Origin of the sequence: Mesorhizobium sp. M0001, assembly GCF_040324255.1 — a bacterium.
GTDB lineage: Bacteria > Pseudomonadota > Alphaproteobacteria > Rhizobiales > Rhizobiaceae > Mesorhizobium.
Genome location: NZ_JAMYVS010000003.1, coordinates 525,685 through 545,191, shown reverse-complemented (window position 1 = coordinate 545,191; position 19,507 = coordinate 525,685). Strand labels below are relative to the sequence as shown.

The window sequence follows — 19,507 nt, the reverse complement described above, 5'->3', positions numbered from 1 at the left end:
GACTTTAGCGCGGACTGTCCGCGCCTGCAAAAACCTTGTCGCCGCCGATCCAGACGCCGTTGACGTCGAGGGCGTCCGACAGAGCGACGATATCGGCAGCCGTGCCATTGGCGAAGCGGCCGAGCCGGTGGGCCTGGCCGACCGCCTGCGCCGGATAGAGCGAGGCCATGCGCAACGCTTCCGACAGGTCCAGCCCGACGATCCTGTGCATGTAGCGGACGGCCGAGATCATATCGAGATCGGCGCCGGCCAGCGTGCCGTCGGCCAGCCGCAGACTGCCATCCTTGCGATAGATGATGCGGCCGTTAAGGGTGAACGACGTCATGTCGGTGCCGATCGTCGCCATGGCGTCGGTGACCAGCACGATCCTGCCCGGCCCCTGCTTGGCGCGCAGCGCGATTGCCATGGTGGCGGGATCGACATGGATGCCGTCGGCGATGATCCCGGCCGACAGACTGCCTATGTCGATGGCCGCACCCGCCAGCCCCGGCTCACGGTTGCCGATCTGGCTCATGGCGTTGAACAGATGTGTGACCACGCTGGCGCCGGCATCGGCAAAGGCTCTGGCCGTGGCGTAGCCGGTGTCGGAATGGCCGAGGCTGACAATCACACCGGCCTTGGCCAAGGCCGCAACGCGGGCAGGCTCGACGGATTCAGGCGCTATCGTCGTCAGCAGCACCGGCAGGTTTTTGCGTGCCGCGACCAGCGCCGCTTCATCCGCATCCGTCATCGGCCGGATCAGCGCCGGTTCATGCGCGCCCTTGCGGGCGACGGAGAGATGCGGCCCTTCGAGATGCAGGCCGAGAAATCCCGGCAGTTTTTGCCGTGCCGCCCCGGTGCCGGCGGCAATGGCCGCGGCGGTGATGTCAGGCGTATCTGTGATCAGCGTCGGCAGCAGTGCGGTCGTGCCGAACGGCGCATGCGCCCGGCAGATTGTTGCCAGCGAGGCGACATCGGGATGGTCGTTGAGCATGACGCCGCCGCCGCCATTGACCTGCAGGTCGACAAAACCCGGCACCAGCATGCCGCCCCCGGCGTCGATGCGGGCAACGCCCGACGGAATGGCGCCGACGGGATGAATGCCTTCGACCACATCGCCGTGCACGACAAGGGCGGCGTTATCATGCCAGTCGTCGCCATCGAAAATTCGGGCGCCAGTCAGGGCAAAACGGTCGCTCATACGGTTTCCGTCACCTTGCGCAGATTGCGCGGTACGTCCGGATCGAGGCCGCGATGGCGGGCGAAGGCTTCGACGAAGCCGTAGAAGGAGACGATCAGCGTCAGCGGGTCGGTCAAGGGATGACCGGTGGCGACATGCGGCAGCCGCGCCGCGCTCTTGGCTTTGTCCGAGGTTACAAAAACTGCTGCACCCTTGCCGGCAAGGTTGTCGGCAGCCTCTGCCACGGACGGCTCGGAGGCATCGCGGGCGGCGAGTGCCAGCACCGGGAAGCCTGGCCCGACCAGCGCCAGCGGGCCGTGCATGACTTCGGCTGCACTGTAAGCCTCGGCATGCATGCCGCAGGTCTCTTTGAATTTCAGCGCCGCCTCGTTGGCCATCGCCGCCGACGGGCCACGGCCGAGGATGAACAGCGATTGCGGCGTCTCCAACGCGCCGGCCAGCGCCATCCAGTCGCAGGCGATCGCCTTGCTGAAATGCTCGGGCAGGCGGGCAAGGGCGGCCAGCAGTCTGTCGTCGCCGGTGCAATGCGCCATCAGCGCCAGGCCGGCGACCGCCGAATTGACGAATGTCTTGGTCGCCGCGACGCTGCGCTCGGGGCCGGCCAGAATGTCGATGGCAAAATCCGAAGCCCGCGCCAGCGGCGAATCGGCGGTGTTGGTGATGGCGACGGTGAGCGCACCGCCGGCTCGTGCCGTCTCGGCCATGGCGACGATATCAGGGCTTTTGCCGGATTGCGAGATGGCGAGGCAAGCCGAACCGGCGAGCTTGAGCTTGGCGCCGTAGATCGAGGCGACCGATGGACCGACCGAAGCGACGGCCAGGCCGGCGGTCAGTTCGACGGCATATTTCATGAAGGTGGCGGCATGGTCGGACGAACCGCGCGCGACGGTAACGACGAAGCTCGGATCGCGCTCGCGAATGCCGCGTCCGGCCTCGGTCAGCACCGCCGCCGAGCCATCGAGCAGACGCGCGACGGCTTGCGGAATTTCGTCGATCTCGCGCCGCATATGGGTGGTCTTGGGGATCATGGTCGGCCCTCTTCGCTCGGCCCTGTCAGGCGCAGTTCGGCGACGAAATCATAGGCGTCGCCGCGGTAGATGGAGCGGGTGAACTCGATCACCTTGCCGCTCGCGAGATAGGAAATGCGTTCGATGTGCAGGCCGGCAATGCCGGATGGCACTTCGAGCAGACGCGCATCGGCGTCGCCGAGATTGGCGGCGGAAATGCGCTGCACCGCCCGCACCGGCCGGTTGCCGGTCAGTTGCAGCGCCGCATAGAGTGACGAGCCTATCCCGGCCGGATCCGGCAGCACGCTGGCCGACAACGAGGCGCGCTCGATGGCCAGCGGCGTGTCGTTTGCGATGCGCAGGCGCGCCACGCGCGCCACCAGCTCGTTCGAGGACAGGCCGAGCACCATCATCTCGTCGGGCGAGGGCGGGTAGAGGTCGCGGTCGAGCCAGGCTGAACGCACCGCCATGCCGCGCCTTGCCATGTCCTCGGTGAATGAAGTGAGCCTGGACAGCGACTGCTCGACGCGCTCCATGCGCGGCGCCACGAAGGTGCCGGAGCCGTGGCGCTGCACGAGGATGCCGCCCTTGACTAGGTCCTGCACCGCCTTGCGGACGGTGACGCGCGAAATGTCGGCCTTGGTGGCGATGTCGCGCTCGGAAGGCAGCGCATCGCCCGGCCCGATCAGGCCGCGATTGACGGCGTCCTCGATGCTTTTCCTGAGCTGCAGGTAGAGCGGGGCGCCGCTCTGCGACGACTGCCTCAGCGTGGCGAAGATCTGGTCGGCGGCATCGCTCATCGCGTCGCCTCCGCTTTGACGAAGATGCGGGCCGCCATCTGCACGGCGCCGCCCAGCGCATCGTCGAGCGGCGCTTTCAGCAGCGCCTGGTAGCGCTGGGAAAGGCGCGGCCCATAGAGCGGCGCCAGCCCGCCGAGCAGGCAGAGCGGGGCGTCATCAGAGAGGTCGAGCGCGTGGAGCGACGCCTCGACATCGGCAACCGACTTGTCCACGATCCAGTTGGCGACGCTGTCGCCCTTCTCGGCATGCTCGAAAACCTTGGGCGCGAAGCCGCCGAAATCGCCGGGCTTGGCATTGGTGGTGAACTCGACCACGTCTTCGGGATTGTTGCGGAAAATGGCCATCATGCTGTCGGTCAGGGCTGAGCGCGGCCGGACGCCGTCATGGGCGAGCAGCGTCTGCTCCAGCAGGTCGCGGCCGATCCGGGCGCCGCTGCCTTGATCACCGACCTGAAAGCCCCAGCCGCCGATGGCGCGCGACGTGCCGCCCTTGCGCGCCATATAGGCGGTGCCGGTGCCGAGGATGGCCATGGCGCCGTCACCAGAGCCGACTGCCCCTTCGAGCGCGATCTCGGCGTCCGTCTCGACGCGGCTGATGCTGAACGGCAGGATTGCTTCAAGCTGCTGGCGGTAGGTGCCGACATTGGCGCCGGCAAGGCCGAGAATGGCTGGTGTCTGCGGGATCAGGTCCGGATCTTGCCCGGCGGCGATGAAGGCCTGACGAGCAGCCTCGACGATGTGGGTGCGAGCGCCGGTGAGATCGGTGCGGATGTTGGCGGCGCCGCTTTTGGCACGGCCAATGACAACGCCATCGCCTGTCGCAAGGGCTGCCCTGCAGCTGGTGCCGCCGCCGTCGATACCGAGCACGAATTTCACGCGATGTCTCCTCCGGGCGATAATACCAATAAAATACCAATAGCCAAGGGATTAATTTCCGTTTCAAAAAGATTAAGGCGTATCAGGTTGAAAACCCGGAATTTCGCCGGCTCAACGCTTTCTAGTTCGCAATTTCGTTAATGCGTGTGGACAAGTGGTATTTTTTTGGTATTGTTCGTCCATCGGAGGGACAGGGATGGCCGAACCGCGCACCGAAGCGCTTCACAGCAATGCCGAGGGACTGGACATCCAGGCCCCGGACGCCATCCTTTCTTCTTTGGTCAATGCGCAGATCGAGGCCGCCAAGGCTGTGCGCGACGCCATTCCCGCCATCGCCGCCGCAGCCGAAATCATCGCCGGGCGGCTGAACGGCGGCGGCAAGCTCGCCTATGCTGCGGCCGGCAGCTCCGGCCTGATGGCGCTGGCCGACGCGCTGGAGTTGCCCGGCACCTTCGGCATCAAGCGCGAACGCATCGCCATCCTCATCGCCGGTGGCGACGACGCTTTCAAGACCCTGGCCGGCGGACCGGAAGACGACACCGACGAAGCCTCGACGGCAATTGCCGGCGCCGGCATCGGCAAGGGCGACTGCCTGATCGCGATTTCGGCCAGCGGCTCGACGCCCTATGCGGTGCAGGCGCTGAAGGATGCGCGCAGCCGGGGCGCGGCAACCATCGCCATTGCCAACAACAAGGACACGCCCCTGCTCAGGCTGGCCGACGTCGCCATCCTGCTCGAGACGCCACCGGAGGTGATTGCCGGCTCGACGCGCATGGGCGCCGGCACTGCCCAGAAGATCGCGCTCAACATGCTGTCGACGCTTACCGCCATTCATCTCGGCCATGTCCATGACGGCTACATGGTCAATCTCACCGCCGACAACATCAAGCTGCGCGACCGCGCGGCTCGCATCGTCGCCGCTATCAGCGGCCGCGACCGGCAAGACGCCGTGCGGCTGCTCGAAGCGAGCGGCGGCGTCGTCAAGACAGCCATTCTGCTCGCCGCCGGCGCTGCCAACGCCGTTGCGGCCGAGAAGATACTGGAAGGGACCGGCCAGAAGCTGCGGCCGGCCCTTTCCGCGATCGAGGGGAACAAGGGCGCGAAGGCCCCTGTTCTCAAAACCGAACCTGAAAAAGGTCAACAGGGAGACTAGCATGACAACGAAATTACTGACGGCACTGCTTCTCGGCACCAGCATTCTCGGCACCGCCGGGTTGGCTCACGCCGATGACGTAACGCTCAATATCGAAAGCTGGCGCGGCGACGACCTTGCCATCTGGAAGGACAAGCTGATCCCGGCTTTTGAGGCCAAGAACCCGGGCATCAAAGTGGTGTTCGCAGCGTCGGCGCCGACCGAGTATGACGCCGCACTCGGCGCCAAGCTCGCCGCCGGCTCGGCTGGCGACCTGATCACCTGCCGCCCGTTCGACAAATCGCTCGAACTGTTCAAGAAGGGCAACCTTGCCGATCTGTCTTCGCTGCCCGGCATGGAGAACTTCTCACCGGTCGCCAAGGCGGCATGGCAGACCGACGACGGCAAGGCGAGCTTCTGCGTCCCGATGGCCTCGGTCATTCACGGCTTCATCTACAACAAGGACGCCTTCGACAAGCTCGGCCTCAAGGTGCCGACGACGCGTGACGAGTTCTTCGCCGCGCTCGACAAGATCAAGGCCGACGGCACCTACATCCCGATGGCCATGGGCACCAAGGACCTATGGGAAGCCGCGACCATGGGCTATCAGAACATCGGTCCGAACTACTGGAAGGGCGAAGAGGGCCGCGCAGCGCTGATCAAGGGCGACCAGAAGCTGACCGACAAGGACTGGGTTGCTCCCTATGAGGAACTGGCCAAGTGGAAGCCTTATCTCGGCGACGGCTTCGAGGCCCAGACCTATCCGGACAGCCAGAACCTGTTCACGCTTGGCCGCGCCGCCATCTACCCGGCGGGATCGTGGGAGATCGGCCTGTTCAACACCCAGGCGCAGTTCAAGATGGGCGCCTTCCCGCCGCCGGTCGAGAAGGCCGGCGACACCTGCTACATCTCCGACCATACCGATATCGGCATGGGCCTGAATGCGGCGTCGAAGAATGCCGACGCGGCCAAGACCTTCCTGTCCTGGGTCGCCTCGCCGGACTTCGCCACCATCTACGCCAACGCACTGCCGGGCTTCTTCAGCCTGAATTCCACCCCGGTGAAGATGGAAGACCCGCTGGCGCAGGAATTCGTCTCCTGGCGCGACAAGTGCAAGTCGACGATCCGCTCGACCTACCAGATCCTGTCGCGCGGCACGCCGAACCTCGAGAACGAAACCTGGGTTGAATCGGCCAACGTCATCAATGGCACCGACACGCCGGAAGCTGCCGCCAAGAAGCTGCAGGACGGCCTCGACAGCTGGTACAAGCCGGGCAAGTAAGAGCTCAGACAACAGACAGGGCCCCAAGTGGACGGCCCTGCGTTTTTCGACAGCATCATCGACTGCGAACGACGGCGCCGCCCCTCATCCGCCTGCCGGCACCTTCTCCCCGTATAGTGACGGGGAGAAGGATCAGCCGAAACGCAGGCGCCCCCTCTCCCCGTCTTTCACGGGGAGAGCGTGAGGGTGAGGGGCAGCGCTGCCGTCGAAGGCATTGCTAAACCTGATCGGCGGGGACCGCACTCATGGCCGCACAAACACGACCGAAACGACCGTTCCGCTGGCATATCGGCGTCTTCCTGGCGCCGGCGCTGCTGGTCTATACGGCGATCATGATCCTGCCGCTGGCCGGCACCTTGCAGCTGTCGCTGTTCCGCAACGTCGAGCAGCATCAGGTGTTCGTTGGCTTCACCAACTTCCGTACGTTGTTCGGCGACCCCAACTGGTCGGTGGGTTTCTGGAACGCGCTGAGGAACAACACCTGGTTCTTCATCATCCACATGGTGGTGCAGAACCCGATCGGCGTGCTTCTGGCCGCACTTCTTTCCAGCCCGAGGCTGAGGTTCGCCGCCTTCTACCGCACCGCGATCTTCGTGCCGACCATCCTGTCCTTCGTCATCGTCGGCTTCGCCTGGAAACTGATCCTGTCGCCGTTATGGGGCGTGGCGCCGCATCTGATGGACCTGGTCGGCTTGAAAAGCCTGTTCACGCCGTGGCTGGGCAAGGAACGATATGCGCTGACCGCGCTCAGCCTGATCTCGGTGTGGCAGTTCGTCGGCATCCCGATGATGCTGATCTATGCAGCCCTTTTGTCGATCCCCGAAGAGGTGATCGAGGCGGCCGAATGTGACGGCATCACCGGCATGTCGCAGTTCTGGAAGATCAAGCTGCCGCTGATCCTGCCGTCGATCGGCATCATCTCGATCCTGACCTTCGTCGGCAATTTCAACGCCTTCGACCTGATCTACACCGCGCAAGGGGCGCTCGCCGGCCCGAACTATTCGACCGACATTCTGGGCACTTTCCTCTACCGCGCCTTCTTCGGCTTTCAGCTGCAGACCGGCGATCCCAATATGGGCGCGGCGATCGCCACGATGATGTTCCTGATCATCCTCGGCGGCGTCTGCGTCTACCTCTTCCTCGTCCAGACGCGCCTGCGTCGCTACCAGTTCTGAGGGGCGAGATGTCGAGCTTTGAACACCCCCCTCTGGCCTGCCGGCCATCTCCCCCGCAAGGGGGGAGATTGGCAGCTCTGGCCTTGCCGCTCGTCTTGCAACGTTGGCGATTGGCGAAAGCAGTCGCGGCATCTGATCTCCCCCCTTGCGGGGGAGATGTCCGGCAGGACAGAGGGGGGTGCCTTGGTGCCGACCTCAACAGTCATCGCTCGTCAGGAGACCTTTCAATGAGCACCGCCACCCGTTCGCTGCCCCGCACCATCGGCGCCCACGCGATCCTGTTGACCTACACGGCGATCGCGCTGTTTCCGGTGATCCTGGTCATCATGAACTCGTTCAAATCGCGCGCCGGCATCTTCAGCGAGCCGCTGACGCCGCCGACGCCAAAAACCTTCGACCTGATCGGCTACACCACGGTGATCGGCCAGGGCGACTTCATCCATTATTTCCAGAACAGCCTGGTCGTCACCGTCGCCTCGCTGTTCTTCGTGCTTCTGTTCGGCGCGATGGCGGCGTTCGCGCTCTCGGAATACCGCTTCCGCGGCAACACGCTGATGGGGCTTTACCTCGCGCTCGGCATCATGATCCCGATCCGGCTCGGCACCGTCGCCATCCTGCAATTGATGGTGGCGAGCGGGCTGGTCAACACGCTGACGGCGCTGATCCTGGTCTACACCGCGCAGGGGCTGCCGCTGGCCGTCTTCATCCTGTCGGAATTCATGAAGCAGGTGTCCGACGATCTGAAGAATGCCGGCCGCATCGACGGCCTGTCGGAATACACGATCTTCTTCCGGCTGGTGCTGCCGCTGGTGCGGCCGTCGATGGCGACGGTCGCCGTCTTCACCATGATCCCGATCTGGAACGATCTGTGGTTCCCGCTGATCCTGGCGCCGTCGGAAGAGACCAAGACGGTGACGCTCGGCGCGCAGTTGTTCCTCGGCCAGTTCGTCACCAACTGGAACGCCATCCTGGCCGCACTCTCGCTGGCGATCATGCCGGTGCTGACCCTCTACGTCATCTTCTCGCGGCAGCTGATCCGCGGCATCACATCCGGAGCCGTCAAGTGAGCGGAGCCCTACAAATCTCTGCTGGAGCCTTCACCCCACCCGGCGCTGCGCGCCGACCTCCCCATCAAGGGGAGGTAAAAGGTCGTGGCTTCATTCACGACCGCCAAAGGGCGACTTTCGGAGAAGCTTCTTTGGCAGTGAGGGTGTTCGCGCCAACGTCCTACCTCCCCTCGATGGGGAGGTCGGCGCGAAGCGCCGGGTGGGGTGACACCCTCTCAGAAGGAACAACTGGAACATCTGGAGTAGTTAGGTGACCTCTAAATCGCCCCTTCGCGTCGTCGTCGCAGGCCTCGGTAACATGGGGCGTAGCCATGCGCTGGCCTACCACACTAATCCGGGCTTCGAGATCGCGGCCCTGATCAACCGCTCCGACGTGCCGTTACCGGACGGGCTGTCGGGCTATGGCATCAGGCGCTCCTTCGACGACGCGTTGCGCGATGAAAAGCCGGATGTCGCCTGCATCGCCACCTATTCCGACAGCCATGCCGACTATGCGGTGAAGGCATTCGAGGCCGGCTGCCACGTCTTCGTCGAGAAGCCGCTCGCAACGACGGTGGCGGACGCCAAGCGCGTCGTCGCCGCGGCCAAGGCCAATGGCCGAAAATTGGTGATCGGCTACATCCTGCGCCACCACCCGTCCTGGGTCAGGCTGATCGCCGAGGCGCGCAAGCTTGGCGGCCCTTACGTGTTCCGCATGAACCTCAACCAGCAATCGTCAGGCCCGACCTGGCAGACGCACAAGCAGTTGATGCAGACGACGTCGCCGATCGTCGATTGCGGCGTGCACTATCTCGACGTCATGCTGCAGATCACCGACGCCAAGCCGGTCGAGGTGCGCGGCATGGGGCTGCGGCTGACCGAGGAGATCGCGCCGACAATGTACAATTACGGCCATCTCCAGGTGCTGTTCGACGACGGCTCGGTCGGCTGGTACGAAGCGGCCTGGGGACCGATGATCTCGGAAACGGCGTTCTTCGTGAAGGACGTGATTTCGCCCAATGGCTGCGTGTCGATCGTCATGAAAGAGGGTGTGAAGTCGGACGACATCGACACCCACACCAAGACCTCGACCATCCGCCTGCACAGCGCTGCGACGGGTGCGGACGGCAAGTTCGCCAGGCCGGACGAGATGCTGTCGATGGACGGCGAACCCGGCCACCAGGATCTCTGCGACCTCGAACAGGCTTTCGTGCTGAAGGCGATCCGGGAAGACATTGACCTGACCCGCCACATGGACGACGCGGTGAAATCGCTCGCCGTCTGCCTTGCCGCCGATGAGAGCGTGCGCAGCGGCGCCCCAGTTAAGCTCTAGTAGGGCAAACTCTAGAACAAGGACGAAGCCGTGGGCTCGCTGGTAATCGAGAATGTGAAGAAGGCCTTCGGGCCGGTCGAGGTGCTGAAAGGCATCAACCTCGAAGTGACCGACGGCGAATTCGTCGTCTTCGTCGGCCCATCTGGCTGCGGCAAGTCAACCTTGCTCAGGGTCATCGCCGGGCTGGAGGATTCGACCTCCGGCAGAGTGGTGATCGACGGCGCCGATGTCTCGGCCACGCCCCCGGCAAAACGCGGCATCGCCATGGTGTTCCAGACGTACGCGCTCTACCCGCATCTGACGGTGAAGAACAATATGGGCCTCGGCCTCAAGCAGGCCGGCACGCCCGCCCCGGAGATCGAACGCCGCATCGGCGTCGCCTCGTCGATGCTGTCGCTGGAACCGTATCTCGAGCGGCGGCCGGCGGAACTGTCGGGCGGCCAGCGCCAGCGCGTCGCCATCGGCCGCGCCGTGGTGCGTGAGCCAAAACTGTTTCTCTTCGACGAGCCCTTGTCGAACCTCGATGCAGCGCTTCGCGTCAACACGCGACTGGAGATCGCGCAGCTGCATCGCCGGCTGAAGGCAACGATGATCTACGTCACCCATGATCAGGTCGAGGCGATGACGCTGGCCGACAAGATCGTCGTGCTCAACGCTGGCCAGATCGAGCAGATCGGCGGCCCGATGGAGCTTTACAATTCGCCGGCAAACGAGTTCGTCGCCGGCTTTATCGGCTCGCCGAAGATGAATTTCATCGACGGCGCCAGATTGGGCGAGACGGCCAAGACGATCGGCGTGCGGCCGGAGCATCTGACCGTGGATCCAAGGTCCGGTGCCTGGAAGGGAACGGTGGTGCACGCCGAACATCTCGGCGCCGACACCAACCTCTATCTCGACTGCGAAAAGGCCGGGCTGATCACGGTGCGCATTTTCGGTGTCTACGACGCCGAGCCCGGTGCGACGCTGTATGCAACGCCCGAGCCGGGTAAGACATACCGGTTTGGGGCGGACGGCAAGACGATCAAGTAATCCTTCGCCGACAGCAACCACGGCGATCACACCGCGCCGAGCAGCACCGCGCCATGGATCGCCGCCTGCCAGCCCAGGGCCGCCCAGCGTATGTCCAGAGGCTCTACAACAAGCGAATGCGGTAGGCTGTCCGCGATGCGCTGCTTGAGCGTCTGGCGGGGATAGGACTTCATGTCGACGATACCGCCGCCGATCAGGATCGTCTGCGGGGAAAACAGGGCGGCTGCCGTTGCGACGGCCACCGCCTGCTGCCAGACGATTTCGTCGAGCCATTCGCGCAGCGATGGCGGCTGCCCGGCCGCCGAAAACAGATCGGCCACCGGGATATCGTAGTCTGTCGCGAGTTCGACGAGCGTTGCCCCTGAGGCATAGGTCTCGACCCGGTTTGGCGGACCGCTTTCGTCAGGCCGGTAGATCGGCATATGGCCGATTTCCAGCGCCCAGCCGCCGCCCCTGAAAATGCCGTCCTTGCCGAGATAGGCCGCACCGATGCCGGTGCCGAGATAGACCGCCAGCACCTCCTTTTGCCGCTTCACCGCGCCGGCAACGCTTTCGCCCAGCAATTGCAGCACGACGTCGCGTTCGAGCCGCACGGGAACGCGGAGCCGCGATGCCAGTTCCGTACCCAGCCGGATACCGTTCAGTTCGGGAATGTTGGCCGTGTGCAGCACCGTGTCGAAGTCGCGGTCGATGAACCCAGGCACCGTCGCAACGACCCGTGCAGGTTTGAGCCCGGCATCGCGGCAGGCTGCGGTGACCGCATCGGCCAACCCCGCCACAGGCGCGCCCTTGCGCAGTTGCGCGGTCGGGTAGGTGCGGGCGAAATCCACCGGGTGGCCGCGATCGGCAAAGCCAACCTTGACCGACGTGCCGCCGATCTCGACCACGGCGATGGTCTCATCAGTCGTTTTGTCGGTCATGCGAGCGGTTCCAGGAATTCCGAAAGACAGGCGCGGAATTCCAGCCGGTAGGCGGCGCGATCCTGCGATTTGGCTGTGATGGTGCAAAGCCGGGCCGACGGAATGAGCCCGGCCAGCGTCTGTGCGTCGTCCAGTCGATGGACGAGGTCATGGTCATGGCCGATGACAAGAGTCGGCACCGCGATAGCGCGGATCTCCGCCTCGCTCACGCCGGGACCATCGCCGGCGATCGCCGAAAGCAGCCTGCCGAACAGAACCGGGTCCGGGCGAGTGAAGAAGCCTTGCAGGCTGCCGAGATTGTCCGGCGCCAATCTGGCCAGTTCGCCGGCAACAGCGCTGTCATCGAACAGACGCCTGGCGTCTTGGGGCGAATGCCGCATCAAGAGATCGCCGACGACGGCATAGGGCTTCATATTTTCCGGAGCCGCCTGGACCACCCAGGCTGGTCGGGCGAGCACCAGCGCCCGCACACGAGCCGGCTTGTGCACTGCCAGGCGCAGCGCCAGTGCGGCACCCATCGAGATGCCGCCGACGACGGCCGAGCCGAGGCCGAGTTCGTCGGCCAGCGCTTCGACGTCTTCGGCAAACGTGGCAACCGAAAGCCGCTCGACCGGCCCGTAGCTGGATCCGCCCTGGCCCCGGCATTCGAGCGTCACGCGCCGGGTCACCGGCAGATCGGGAAACACGTCGGCGACCTGCGCTTCATCACCGCCCAGCCCATGCTGAAAGATGACGGGGAAGCCGGCGCCGACGTCCCGGTAAGCAAGGTCGGCACCGTCGCGGCTGAAGGTCTGTTTCACGCTCTTCCGCTTTCTTCGAGCGCAGAGCGAAGGAAGGCGCCCACGCCGGGCGCCTCGGCCTCCATCAGGCCGTGCGTGATCAGGGGGCCGTCGAACCCGGCAGCTTGAAGGCGGCTAATGAAATGCGGGAAGTCGACAACGCCCTGTCCGGCGGCGGCAAAACTGCCGTCGGCATGGCGGTCCTTGGCATGGGCCATGCCGATCTCGGCGGCCAGCAGGTCGACGGCCTCGTCGATCAGGCGATGACGCTCCGCGCTGTCAGCCACTTCGAACAGATTGGCCGGGTCGAGCACAATGCGCAGGCGCTTGCTGTTCACCTCATCGAGCAGGCGGCGTGCGGCCCGCGCGCTGGAGACGACATTGGCAAGTTCCGGTTCGATGCCAAGCTCGATGTCGAAGCGCTCGGCAATCGCGATCGCGGCTTCCATCTCCACCCGAAGATCGCTCCAGGCGGCGTCAGTGGCATTGTCGGCATGCCAGCGCCACTGATCCTCAGCATCCCTGGTGCCGGTGCACAGCGTAATCAGCCGCGTGCCCATGTCAGCGCATGACGCAGCCAGTACCTCGAGCCGGGCGAGTCCCTGATCGCGAACCCTGCGATCGGGATGGATCATGTTGTAGGTTCCAGACACTGCTGCAATCGAAACACCGGTCTGGCGGCTCGCCTCAACGACGGATCGGGCCGCATCCGGCTCGATGCTGTCCGGCATCGACGGCAGTCCAAGGCACGCCAGGTTGAACTGCGCCGCCGCGTAGCCGGCGTCCGCGACCGCGCGCAGAACCGGCAAGGCGCCGGTGGTGGTGAAGGTCTTGGCGAAGATCCCAAGCTGCATCACACGACCCCGTCGACGTCGGCGAGGCGGACGGCGCGGCCGCCGGCAGCGGCGGAGCGGGCGATGGCCGCCATCCCCCTGACCGATGCGATGCCGTCGTCTATGCCGGCGCCAACCATGGGCGCGCCATTCAGCACGACATCGGCAAAGCCTTCGAGCTGGCGGCGATAGAAGTGACCGTCTGCGCCAAGCGTGCGATGCCAGCTGCCATCGGCCTCGCGGAAAATGTCGACCTCGCTGCTCTTGTAGTACCAGGGGTTATAGGTCTTCGCGAGAACGCTGCCGTTCTGACCATACATCTGAAACCCTTCGTGCCAGTCCATGCGCACGGCAACCGTCAGGTCGAGATGGCCGACCGACCCGTCGGCGAAGATGGTGGTGATGAACCAGCAATAGGCGCCGTAGCGCTCGGTGAGCCGGGCCTCGACCGCCTCGATTGGGCCGTGCAGATGGCGCGCCGTGTCGATGAGGTGGCTGCCATGCGCCAGCATGTAATACTGGCGCAGATCCGCCTTGGGATTGACGGAAGGCTTGCGCGCCTTGGTGCTGGTGATGATCAGCGGCTGGACCGCATCGGTCATCGGGTAGCGATGGGTGCTGTCGCAATACCAGCCCTTGAACGCCAGCCGCTCACCCATCTCGTCGTCGACGAAGGCCTTGGCCGCCTGGATGCCGGGATCGAAGCGCTTCATATGACCGACCTGGAGCACCTTGCCGCTCCTGTCGACCGCCGCCCGCAAGCCTTCGACTTCCTCGACCGAAACGCCCAGCGGCTTCTCGCACAGCACGTGCTTGCCGGCATCCAGCGCCAGTTCCGTGGCCTTGACGTGGAACGTGTCCGATGTCGCGATGATGACGGCATCGAGGTCGGGATCGGCCAGCATCTGGCCATAGTCGGCATAGGATTTTTCGGGCGCGTAGGTCGCCGCCATCCTGTCGCGCAGATCGTCGGCGACATCGCAGATGGCATAGAGATCGGCATTGCGCGCCTTGGTGCAGGATTCGAAATGCGCCGCCTGCGCAATCGGACCGCAGCCGAGCACGCCGACACGCAGCCGCTTTTCATCTTTGCGAGGCATGGAATCTTTCTCCTGATTAGCGCGCGGCGAGGCCGCGAAGTTGAAATTGCGGATCGCCCGACAAAGCTGCCTGATGCAGCAGGCAGGCAGCGCCCAATGCCGGACCGTCGGCGCGGACGCGCGCCAGTTCGATCCGGGGAACGGGATAGCCTTCGGCGAGGAAGTCCGACAGGAAAGCCTCGACCTGCTCAGCGACGAAAGGATAGACGGCATTGACCGAGCCCGAGAGGATGATGCGCTCCGGCTGCAAGGTGCAGGTGAGCGTCGCCAGGCCGCGGCCGAACCAGAGCGCCCAGTCGCGCGCGGTGGCGACGGCTGCCGGATCGCCGCCGGCAAGCGCCGCGACAAACTCATCCACGCCGGCGCGCAGTCCGCTTATGTGCAAATAGCGAGCCAGCAACGCATCTTTGCCGACATAGGATTCCAGCCGCCCCGGGCGCTTCGCGTCGAAGACAAAACCTTCGTCGCCGATGCGCAGATGACCGATTTCGCCGGCGCCGCCGAGTCGGCCGCGATGCAGCCTGCCGGCATTGATGATGCCGCCGCCGACGCCGTTCTCGATCAGGATGACCAGGGCATCCTCATCGTCCTTTCCCGGCTGCGGCCGGTATGTCTCGGCCACCGCGACGGCATTGGCATCGTTTTCCAAGAGGATCGGAAAATCGTCGCCAAAGGCATTGCCCAAAAGCTCCGCCAGATTGACCCCGTGCCAGCCAAGGATGGTGGCATGGTATGAGACGCCATCAGCTGCGGGGAAGCCGGGCACGGCGACATTGAGCCCGTAGGGGCGCGTGCCTTCAGGCAATTGCGACCGGATCTCGGCAACGAGCTCCTTGATGATGTCGACCGCGGCTTCGGGCGTGCTACCGGGGCCGGCAAATGCCCTAGAGGCGCTCGCACGCCGCGCGCCGGCAAGGTCGACAGTCACGACTGCGATCCAGTTGACGCCGATATAAGCGCCAAGGAAGAAGCCGCCATTGCCTTCGATCTCGACCAGGATACCGGGACGGCCGACCCGACCCTCGCTATCCTGCTCGTCATCCGTTCCATCCGACCGCTCGCGCGCCAGACCGGCTTCGGTCAGCCCCAGCACCAGGGCGCCGGTGGTCGACCGGGTCAGGCCGAGATCGCGTGCGAGCGCCGCTCGGCTCAACGCGCCGGCACGAAACAGCGCCGCAAGTGCCCTCGTTTCGTTCGGCCGAAGATCGGTCGACACCAGCACGTCGTTCTCCACAATTTGTTTGATTTGCATACTAATAGAATTTCTAGGCGGTTTGAAAGACCCAAGGTTGGGTGCATTGCAACAAGATATTCAGCATCCCCAAGCCCTTTGACCCAAGTTTCAAACGAGGATTTGTATCAGAAACTTACAAATTGGCATGGGAGGATGCGTGCCGGTTCTAGCGCGTCTCGAACATATCGTGAAGGATTTCGGTGCCGTCCGCGCGCTGGACAATGTGTCGCTCGACATCAATGAGGGCGAGGTTCTCGGCCTGATGGGCGACAATGGTGCCGGCAAATCGACGCTGGTCAAAACCATCGCCGGAAATTTCCAGCCGACGTCCGGCGCCTCCCAAGCCTGTCCTCCGGCGCATCGGCCGGGGGACATCTCTTCGAAGGCAGGCTTGCAGTTGGGCCGGCCCGCTTCGCAATCAGAGACTGCCTGTGTCCCTCCAGCAGGCGATCAGATGACCGTCGCCGGCCTGCCTGACGGGTGGTTGCGCCTTTCGGCAATCGGGCAGCGCGACAGGACAGCGGGCGGCAAAGGAGCATCCGGAGGTTTCGGCATCGTGTGCCGCGACGTCGAGCTGAGCCGGAGCCCTCGGCGCCGTCTCATCCGAGGAGGCGGCCAGAAGCAGCTTCGTGTAGGGGTGGTTGGGGCCACGGAAAATCTGCTCGGATGACCCCGCCTCGACCAGCCGGCCGCGATAGAGCACGCCGATCCTGTCGGCCATATAGCGCACCACCCTGAGGTCGTGGCTGATGAACAGATAGGTGGTGTCCTTGTCGCGCTGCAGGTCGTTGAGCAAATTGAGCACGGTCGCCTGCACGGAAACGTCGAGCGCAGAGGTCGGCTCGTCCAACACCACGAGCTTCGGCACGCCGGCAAAGGCGCGCGCAATCGCCGCCCGTTGGCGCTGGCCACCAGACAGCGATCTCGGCTTCTGGTCGACGGTCGTAGCGGCAAGACGAACCGAGGCCAGGAGATCGCCGACACGCTGCTTCACCTCGCTGCGGCCAAAGCCGGCGAGCCGCCGCAGCGGACGGCCGAGGATCCTGCCGATCCGCTGGCGCGGATTGAGCGTGCGGTCGGGTGACTGGAACACCATCTGCACGTCGCGCCGTTCGCTCAGGCTTCTTTTCTCGACGCGCGGCGCGACAGTGCTGCCGAACAGCTCGACCGACCCAGCGTCCGGCGTCTGGAGGCCAGTCACGATCCTTGCCAATGTCGACTTGCCGGAGCCGGATTCGCCGATCAGCCCGAACGTCTCGCCCTGGGCTATCTCCAGGTCGATATCGTGCAGGACGGCCTGGGAGCCGAAGGCGTGGCTGATGCCTTTGCAGGCGACGGCGATCGGACGTGCGGCTTCCGGTTGATCGCTGCGGACAGGCTTCGACGGGCCGGTTGTGTGCATCTCGGCCAGCCTGCCGTCGCGCTTGGTGAAGTTGAGCGCCGGGATCGAGGCGATCAGCGCCTTGGTGTAGGCGTGAACAGGGTTCTCGAAGACATCGTTGGCGATGCCGCTTTCGACCACCGTCCCCGACTGCATCACGGCCACCCGATCGCAGGCCCGGCGGACCATGTTGATGTCATGGCTGATCAGCAGAACGCTGGTTTGGTGATCGCGGCGCAAGTCCTGCAGGATGGCGACGATCTCGGACTGGACGCTGTCGTCAAGCGCCGTCGTCGGCTCGTCCAGCACCAGCAGCGACGGGTCGAGCGCAATGGCAATCGCGATGTTGGCGCGCTGCTGCATGCCGCCCGACAATTCGTGCGGATAGAGATCGAGCACCCGCTCCGGATTGCTCACCCTGACGCGGCCGAGCAGCTCGGCGGCGCGGGTGCGTGCTTCGTCCTGCCGAACCGGGCGATGCCGCATGATCGTCTCGGTGATCTGCCGGCCAATCGTCATGGCCGGATTGAGCGCCGCACCCGGATGCTGGTAGACGGCCGCGATGCGATCGCCCCTTAGCCGGCGCAGCTGTTCGCCGGAGAGATTGCGGATCTCGCGGCCCTGGAACTCGAGCGCCGACGCGGCGATCCGGGCGTTACTCGGCAGATAGCGCAGAATAGCGAGTGCCACCGAGCTTTTGCCCGAGCCGGACTCGCCGACAAGGCCGAGCGCTTCGCCTTCGCCGATGGTGAGCGACACGCCGTTGACGGCCGGATGCGATCCTCGGCGTTCATCATAGGCGACGGTGAGCTGCTCGACGTTCAGAACCGATGACGACATGTCTTGCTGAAACCACTTTCTTTCGGCGCGGTCTTCGAGGGCAATCGCTTCCGCTTTCGCGCCGCACAATCTCTATAAAATTACTCGAATTAAGCTGGAGCGCAATCTACCTTTCACCGCTCAGGAGAGATTGTCGCAGCCGGTCGAGGCATCGCGACGGTCGCCTGAAGCAGTTCTGCAAGGAGACCGGCATGGCACGCGACCACATGATCCTCAGCGCGTTTTTCTTCAATCCGCAGGGCGATCATCGCATGTCGTGGCGCCATCCGCGCGCGCCGGGCCGCGAAGTGCTCGACTTCGACTTCTACCGCGATCTCGTCCAGTCTGCCGAGCGCGCCAGGATCGATACGATCTTCGTCGCCGACCATGTCGCGATCTGGGATTCCGTACAGAGCGGCGTAGCCCATTACGCCAATGCCCGCCTGGAACCGCTGACGCTGTTGTCGGCGCTTGCCGGCGTGACCAGGCATATCGGCCTCATCACCACCGCCTCGAGCTCCTACAGCGAGCCCTACAATGTCGCCCGCATGTTTGCCACGCTCGACCATATCAGCAAGGGCAGGGCGTCTTGGAATGTGGTGACGTCGGCCATGGACGAGGAGGCCCGCAATTTCGGCCGCGACGGCAATATCGAGCACGCCTTTCGCTATGAGCGCGCCACCGAATTCCTCGATATCGTCAAGGCACTGTGGGACAGCTGGGAAGACGAAGCCCTGCTTATCGACAAGGCATCGGGCTATTTCGCCGATCCCGACAAGGTCCATGCGATCAACCACAAGGGCCCGCACTTCAAGGTGCGCGGACCGCTCAATGTCTCGCGCCCGCCGCAGGGCCATCCGCTGATCGTCCAGGCCGGCTCGTCCGAAGACGGCAAGAATTTCGCTACCGCGCATGCCGATGCGCACTTTGCCATCTACAGCACCAAGGAAGACGGCATCAACTATAGGCAGGACATCAACGAGCGCCTCGCCCGTTACGGTCGCAAGCCCGAGAGCTTCAAGATCCTGCCGGGCATCCTGCCGATCGTCGCAGCTTCCGAAGCGGAGGGACGCGAGCGGCAGGAGTATCTGCAGAGCTTGCTTCCCGATAGGGTCGGCATCGACCTTCTCTCGAGCTGGAGCGGCGTCGATCTCTCCGTATATCCGCCGGACGGCCCGCTGCCGCCGCTGCCGGACGAGAGCACCTTCAATGGCGGCCGCACCTCGCTCAATCGCGTCAAGGAATGGTCGAAGCAGAACCTCACTCTGCGCGAGATCGCTCGCAAGCTCGCCAACAGCGGTTCGGTGCCGACCGTCGTCGGCACACCGAACCAGATCGCCGATCAGCTGCAGGACTGGTTCGAGGCAGGTGCCGCCGACGGCTTCAACCTGATGTTCCCGCTGCTCCCGGAGGATTGGGTGAATTTTGCCGAGCAGGTCGTGCCGGAACTGCAGCGCCGCGGCGTATTCCCCACCGAATATGCGCCGGGGACGCTGCGTGACCGTTTCGGCCTGGCTCGGCCGGCCAACCGCTTCGCCGAACAGCGCGACAATGTGCGCGCCGTATCCTGACTTGGGGCAAT

General features: G+C 64.5%; 17 protein-coding genes and 1 pseudogene. 8 read left to right on the top strand and 10 right to left on the bottom strand.

The features are described from left to right. Positions 1 to 4 precede the first annotated feature (4 nt). From nagA to NKK50_RS12470, 4 genes are read right to left on the bottom strand one after another with little or no spacing between them, the layout of a single operon-like run. A complete protein-coding gene (nagA, locus tag NKK50_RS12485; protein ID WP_023806186.1) occupies positions 5 to 1,180 on the bottom strand; it encodes an N-acetylglucosamine-6-phosphate deacetylase in 1,176 nt (391 codons plus the stop codon). Then, entirely contained in the window at positions 1,177 to 2,208 is a 1,032-nt protein-coding gene (locus NKK50_RS12480; protein ID WP_023684262.1) for an SIS domain-containing protein, read from the bottom strand. Before NKK50_RS12480 ends, nagA begins: the two co-directional genes overlap by 4 nt. Continuing rightward, positions 2,205 to 2,987: a GntR family transcriptional regulator gene (locus NKK50_RS12475; protein ID WP_023668847.1), complete on the bottom strand. Its 783-nt coding sequence runs from the start codon at positions 2,985 to 2,987 to the stop codon at positions 2,205 to 2,207. The genes NKK50_RS12480 and NKK50_RS12475 overlap by 4 nt, the downstream gene beginning before the upstream one ends. After that, positions 2,984 to 3,862, bottom strand: coding sequence for a glucosamine kinase nucleotide-binding domain-containing protein (locus NKK50_RS12470; protein ID WP_023668846.1), 879 nt, complete (start codon positions 3,860 to 3,862; stop codon positions 2,984 to 2,986). Before NKK50_RS12470 ends, NKK50_RS12475 begins: the two co-directional genes overlap by 4 nt. A 196-nt stretch (positions 3,863 to 4,058) precedes the next feature. Here NKK50_RS12470 and NKK50_RS12465 point away from each other — a divergent pair, with 196 nt between their 5' ends. From NKK50_RS12465 to NKK50_RS12440, 6 genes are all read left to right on the top strand, one after another. Beyond that, positions 4,059 to 5,015: an N-acetylmuramic acid 6-phosphate etherase gene (locus tag NKK50_RS12465; RefSeq protein ID WP_023696935.1), complete on the top strand. Its 957-nt coding sequence runs from the start codon at positions 4,059 to 4,061 to the stop codon at positions 5,013 to 5,015. 1 nt (position 5,016) lies between these two features. Beyond that, positions 5,017 to 6,276, top strand: a complete 1,260-nt coding sequence (locus tag NKK50_RS12460; RefSeq protein WP_352543494.1) for an ABC transporter substrate-binding protein — start codon at positions 5,017 to 5,019, stop codon at positions 6,274 to 6,276. 245 nt (positions 6,277 to 6,521) lie between these two features. Then, entirely contained in the window at positions 6,522 to 7,451 is a 930-nt protein-coding gene (locus tag NKK50_RS12455; protein WP_023707791.1) for a carbohydrate ABC transporter permease, read from the top strand. Between the two features lie 227 nt (positions 7,452 to 7,678). Then, on the top strand, positions 7,679 to 8,518 hold the full coding sequence (locus NKK50_RS12450; RefSeq protein ID WP_023668842.1) for a carbohydrate ABC transporter permease: 840 nt from the start codon (positions 7,679 to 7,681) through the stop codon (positions 8,516 to 8,518). Positions 8,519 to 8,768: 250 nt separating this feature from the next. Then, entirely contained in the window at positions 8,769 to 9,830 is a 1,062-nt protein-coding gene (locus tag NKK50_RS12445; RefSeq protein WP_352543493.1) for a Gfo/Idh/MocA family protein, read from the top strand. Positions 9,831 to 9,860: 30 nt separating this feature from the next. Further along, positions 9,861 to 10,859 (top strand): ABC transporter ATP-binding protein, encoded by a 999-nt coding sequence (locus tag NKK50_RS12440; protein ID WP_023668840.1) that lies wholly within the window; start codon positions 9,861 to 9,863, stop codon positions 10,857 to 10,859. A 26-nt stretch (positions 10,860 to 10,885) separates the two neighbouring features. On the opposite strand, the gene NKK50_RS12435 is transcribed toward NKK50_RS12440, so the two are convergent. From NKK50_RS12435 to NKK50_RS12415, 5 genes are read right to left on the bottom strand one after another with little or no spacing between them, the layout of a single operon-like run. Beyond that, complete coding sequence (locus NKK50_RS12435; protein WP_023752415.1) at positions 10,886 to 11,779, bottom strand: ROK family protein; 894 nt, start codon at positions 11,777 to 11,779, stop codon at positions 10,886 to 10,888. Then, positions 11,776 to 12,579 carry an alpha/beta fold hydrolase gene (locus NKK50_RS12430; protein WP_352543492.1) on the bottom strand — a complete coding sequence of 268 codons (804 nt, stop codon included), beginning with the start codon at positions 12,577 to 12,579 and terminating at the stop codon, positions 11,776 to 11,778. Before NKK50_RS12430 ends, NKK50_RS12435 begins: the two co-directional genes overlap by 4 nt. After that, a complete protein-coding gene (locus NKK50_RS12425; RefSeq protein WP_023694227.1) occupies positions 12,576 to 13,412 on the bottom strand; it encodes a sugar phosphate isomerase/epimerase family protein in 837 nt (278 codons plus the stop codon). Before NKK50_RS12425 ends, NKK50_RS12430 begins: the two co-directional genes overlap by 4 nt. Next, the gene (locus tag NKK50_RS12420) at positions 13,412 to 14,491 is read right to left on the bottom strand and encodes a Gfo/Idh/MocA family protein (protein WP_352543491.1); all 1,080 of its coding nucleotides are present in this window, start codon (positions 14,489 to 14,491) and stop codon (positions 13,412 to 13,414) included. Before NKK50_RS12420 ends, NKK50_RS12425 begins: the two co-directional genes overlap by 1 nt. A gap of 16 nt (positions 14,492 to 14,507) precedes the next feature. After that, positions 14,508 to 15,743 carry an ROK family transcriptional regulator gene (locus NKK50_RS12415; protein WP_050590935.1) on the bottom strand — a complete coding sequence of 412 codons (1,236 nt, stop codon included), beginning with the start codon at positions 15,741 to 15,743 and terminating at the stop codon, positions 14,508 to 14,510. A gap of 139 nt (positions 15,744 to 15,882) precedes the next feature. Here NKK50_RS12415 and NKK50_RS12410 point away from each other — a divergent pair. Beyond that, positions 15,883 to 16,062 (top strand): annotated as a pseudogene (locus tag NKK50_RS12410) (ATP-binding cassette domain-containing protein); the annotation flags it as partial. A gap of 81 nt (positions 16,063 to 16,143) precedes the next feature. Here the strand turns inward: NKK50_RS12410 and NKK50_RS12405 are convergent. After that, complete coding sequence (locus NKK50_RS12405; protein ID WP_352543490.1) at positions 16,144 to 17,946, bottom strand: dipeptide ABC transporter ATP-binding protein; 1,803 nt, start codon at positions 17,944 to 17,946, stop codon at positions 16,144 to 16,146. Positions 17,947 to 18,137: 191 nt separating this feature from the next. Here NKK50_RS12405 and NKK50_RS12400 point away from each other — a divergent pair, with 191 nt between their 5' ends. Then, the gene (locus tag NKK50_RS12400; protein WP_023738074.1) at positions 18,138 to 19,496 is read left to right on the top strand and encodes an LLM class flavin-dependent oxidoreductase; all 1,359 of its coding nucleotides are present in this window, start codon (positions 18,138 to 18,140) and stop codon (positions 19,494 to 19,496) included. Positions 19,497 to 19,507 lie beyond the last annotated feature (11 nt).

Excerpts from the sequence above, each read along its gene's own strand:
- nagA (WP_023806186.1), bottom strand. The coding sequence starts at position 1,180 with ATGAGCGACCGTTTTGCCCTGACTGGCGCCCGAATTTTCGATGGCGAC.
- NKK50_RS12480 (WP_023684262.1), bottom strand. The coding sequence starts at position 2,208 with ATGATCCCCAAGACCACCCATATGCGGCGCGAGATCGACGAAATTCCG.
- NKK50_RS12475 (WP_023668847.1), bottom strand. The coding sequence starts at position 2,987 with ATGAGCGATGCCGCCGACCAGATCTTCGCCACGCTGAGGCAGTCGTCG.
- NKK50_RS12465 (WP_023696935.1), top strand. The coding sequence starts at position 4,059 with ATGGCCGAACCGCGCACCGAAGCGCTTCACAGCAATGCCGAGGGACTG.
- NKK50_RS12460 (WP_352543494.1), top strand. The coding sequence starts at position 5,017 with ATGACAACGAAATTACTGACGGCACTGCTTCTCGGCACCAGCATTCTC.
- NKK50_RS12455 (WP_023707791.1), top strand. The coding sequence starts at position 6,522 with ATGGCCGCACAAACACGACCGAAACGACCGTTCCGCTGGCATATCGGC.
- NKK50_RS12450 (WP_023668842.1), top strand. The coding sequence starts at position 7,679 with ATGAGCACCGCCACCCGTTCGCTGCCCCGCACCATCGGCGCCCACGCG.
- NKK50_RS12435 (WP_023752415.1), bottom strand. The coding sequence starts at position 11,779 with ATGACCGACAAAACGACTGATGAGACCATCGCCGTGGTCGAGATCGGC.
- NKK50_RS12425 (WP_023694227.1), bottom strand. The coding sequence starts at position 13,412 with ATGCAGCTTGGGATCTTCGCCAAGACCTTCACCACCACCGGCGCCTTG.
- NKK50_RS12420 (WP_352543491.1), bottom strand. The coding sequence starts at position 14,491 with ATGCCTCGCAAAGATGAAAAGCGGCTGCGTGTCGGCGTGCTCGGCTGC.
- NKK50_RS12415 (WP_050590935.1), bottom strand. The coding sequence starts at position 15,743 with ATGCAAATCAAACAAATTGTGGAGAACGACGTGCTGGTGTCGACCGAT.
- NKK50_RS12405 (WP_352543490.1), bottom strand. The coding sequence starts at position 17,946 with ATGTCGTCATCGGTTCTGAACGTCGAGCAGCTCACCGTCGCCTATGAT.
- NKK50_RS12400 (WP_023738074.1), top strand. The coding sequence starts at position 18,138 with ATGGCACGCGACCACATGATCCTCAGCGCGTTTTTCTTCAATCCGCAG.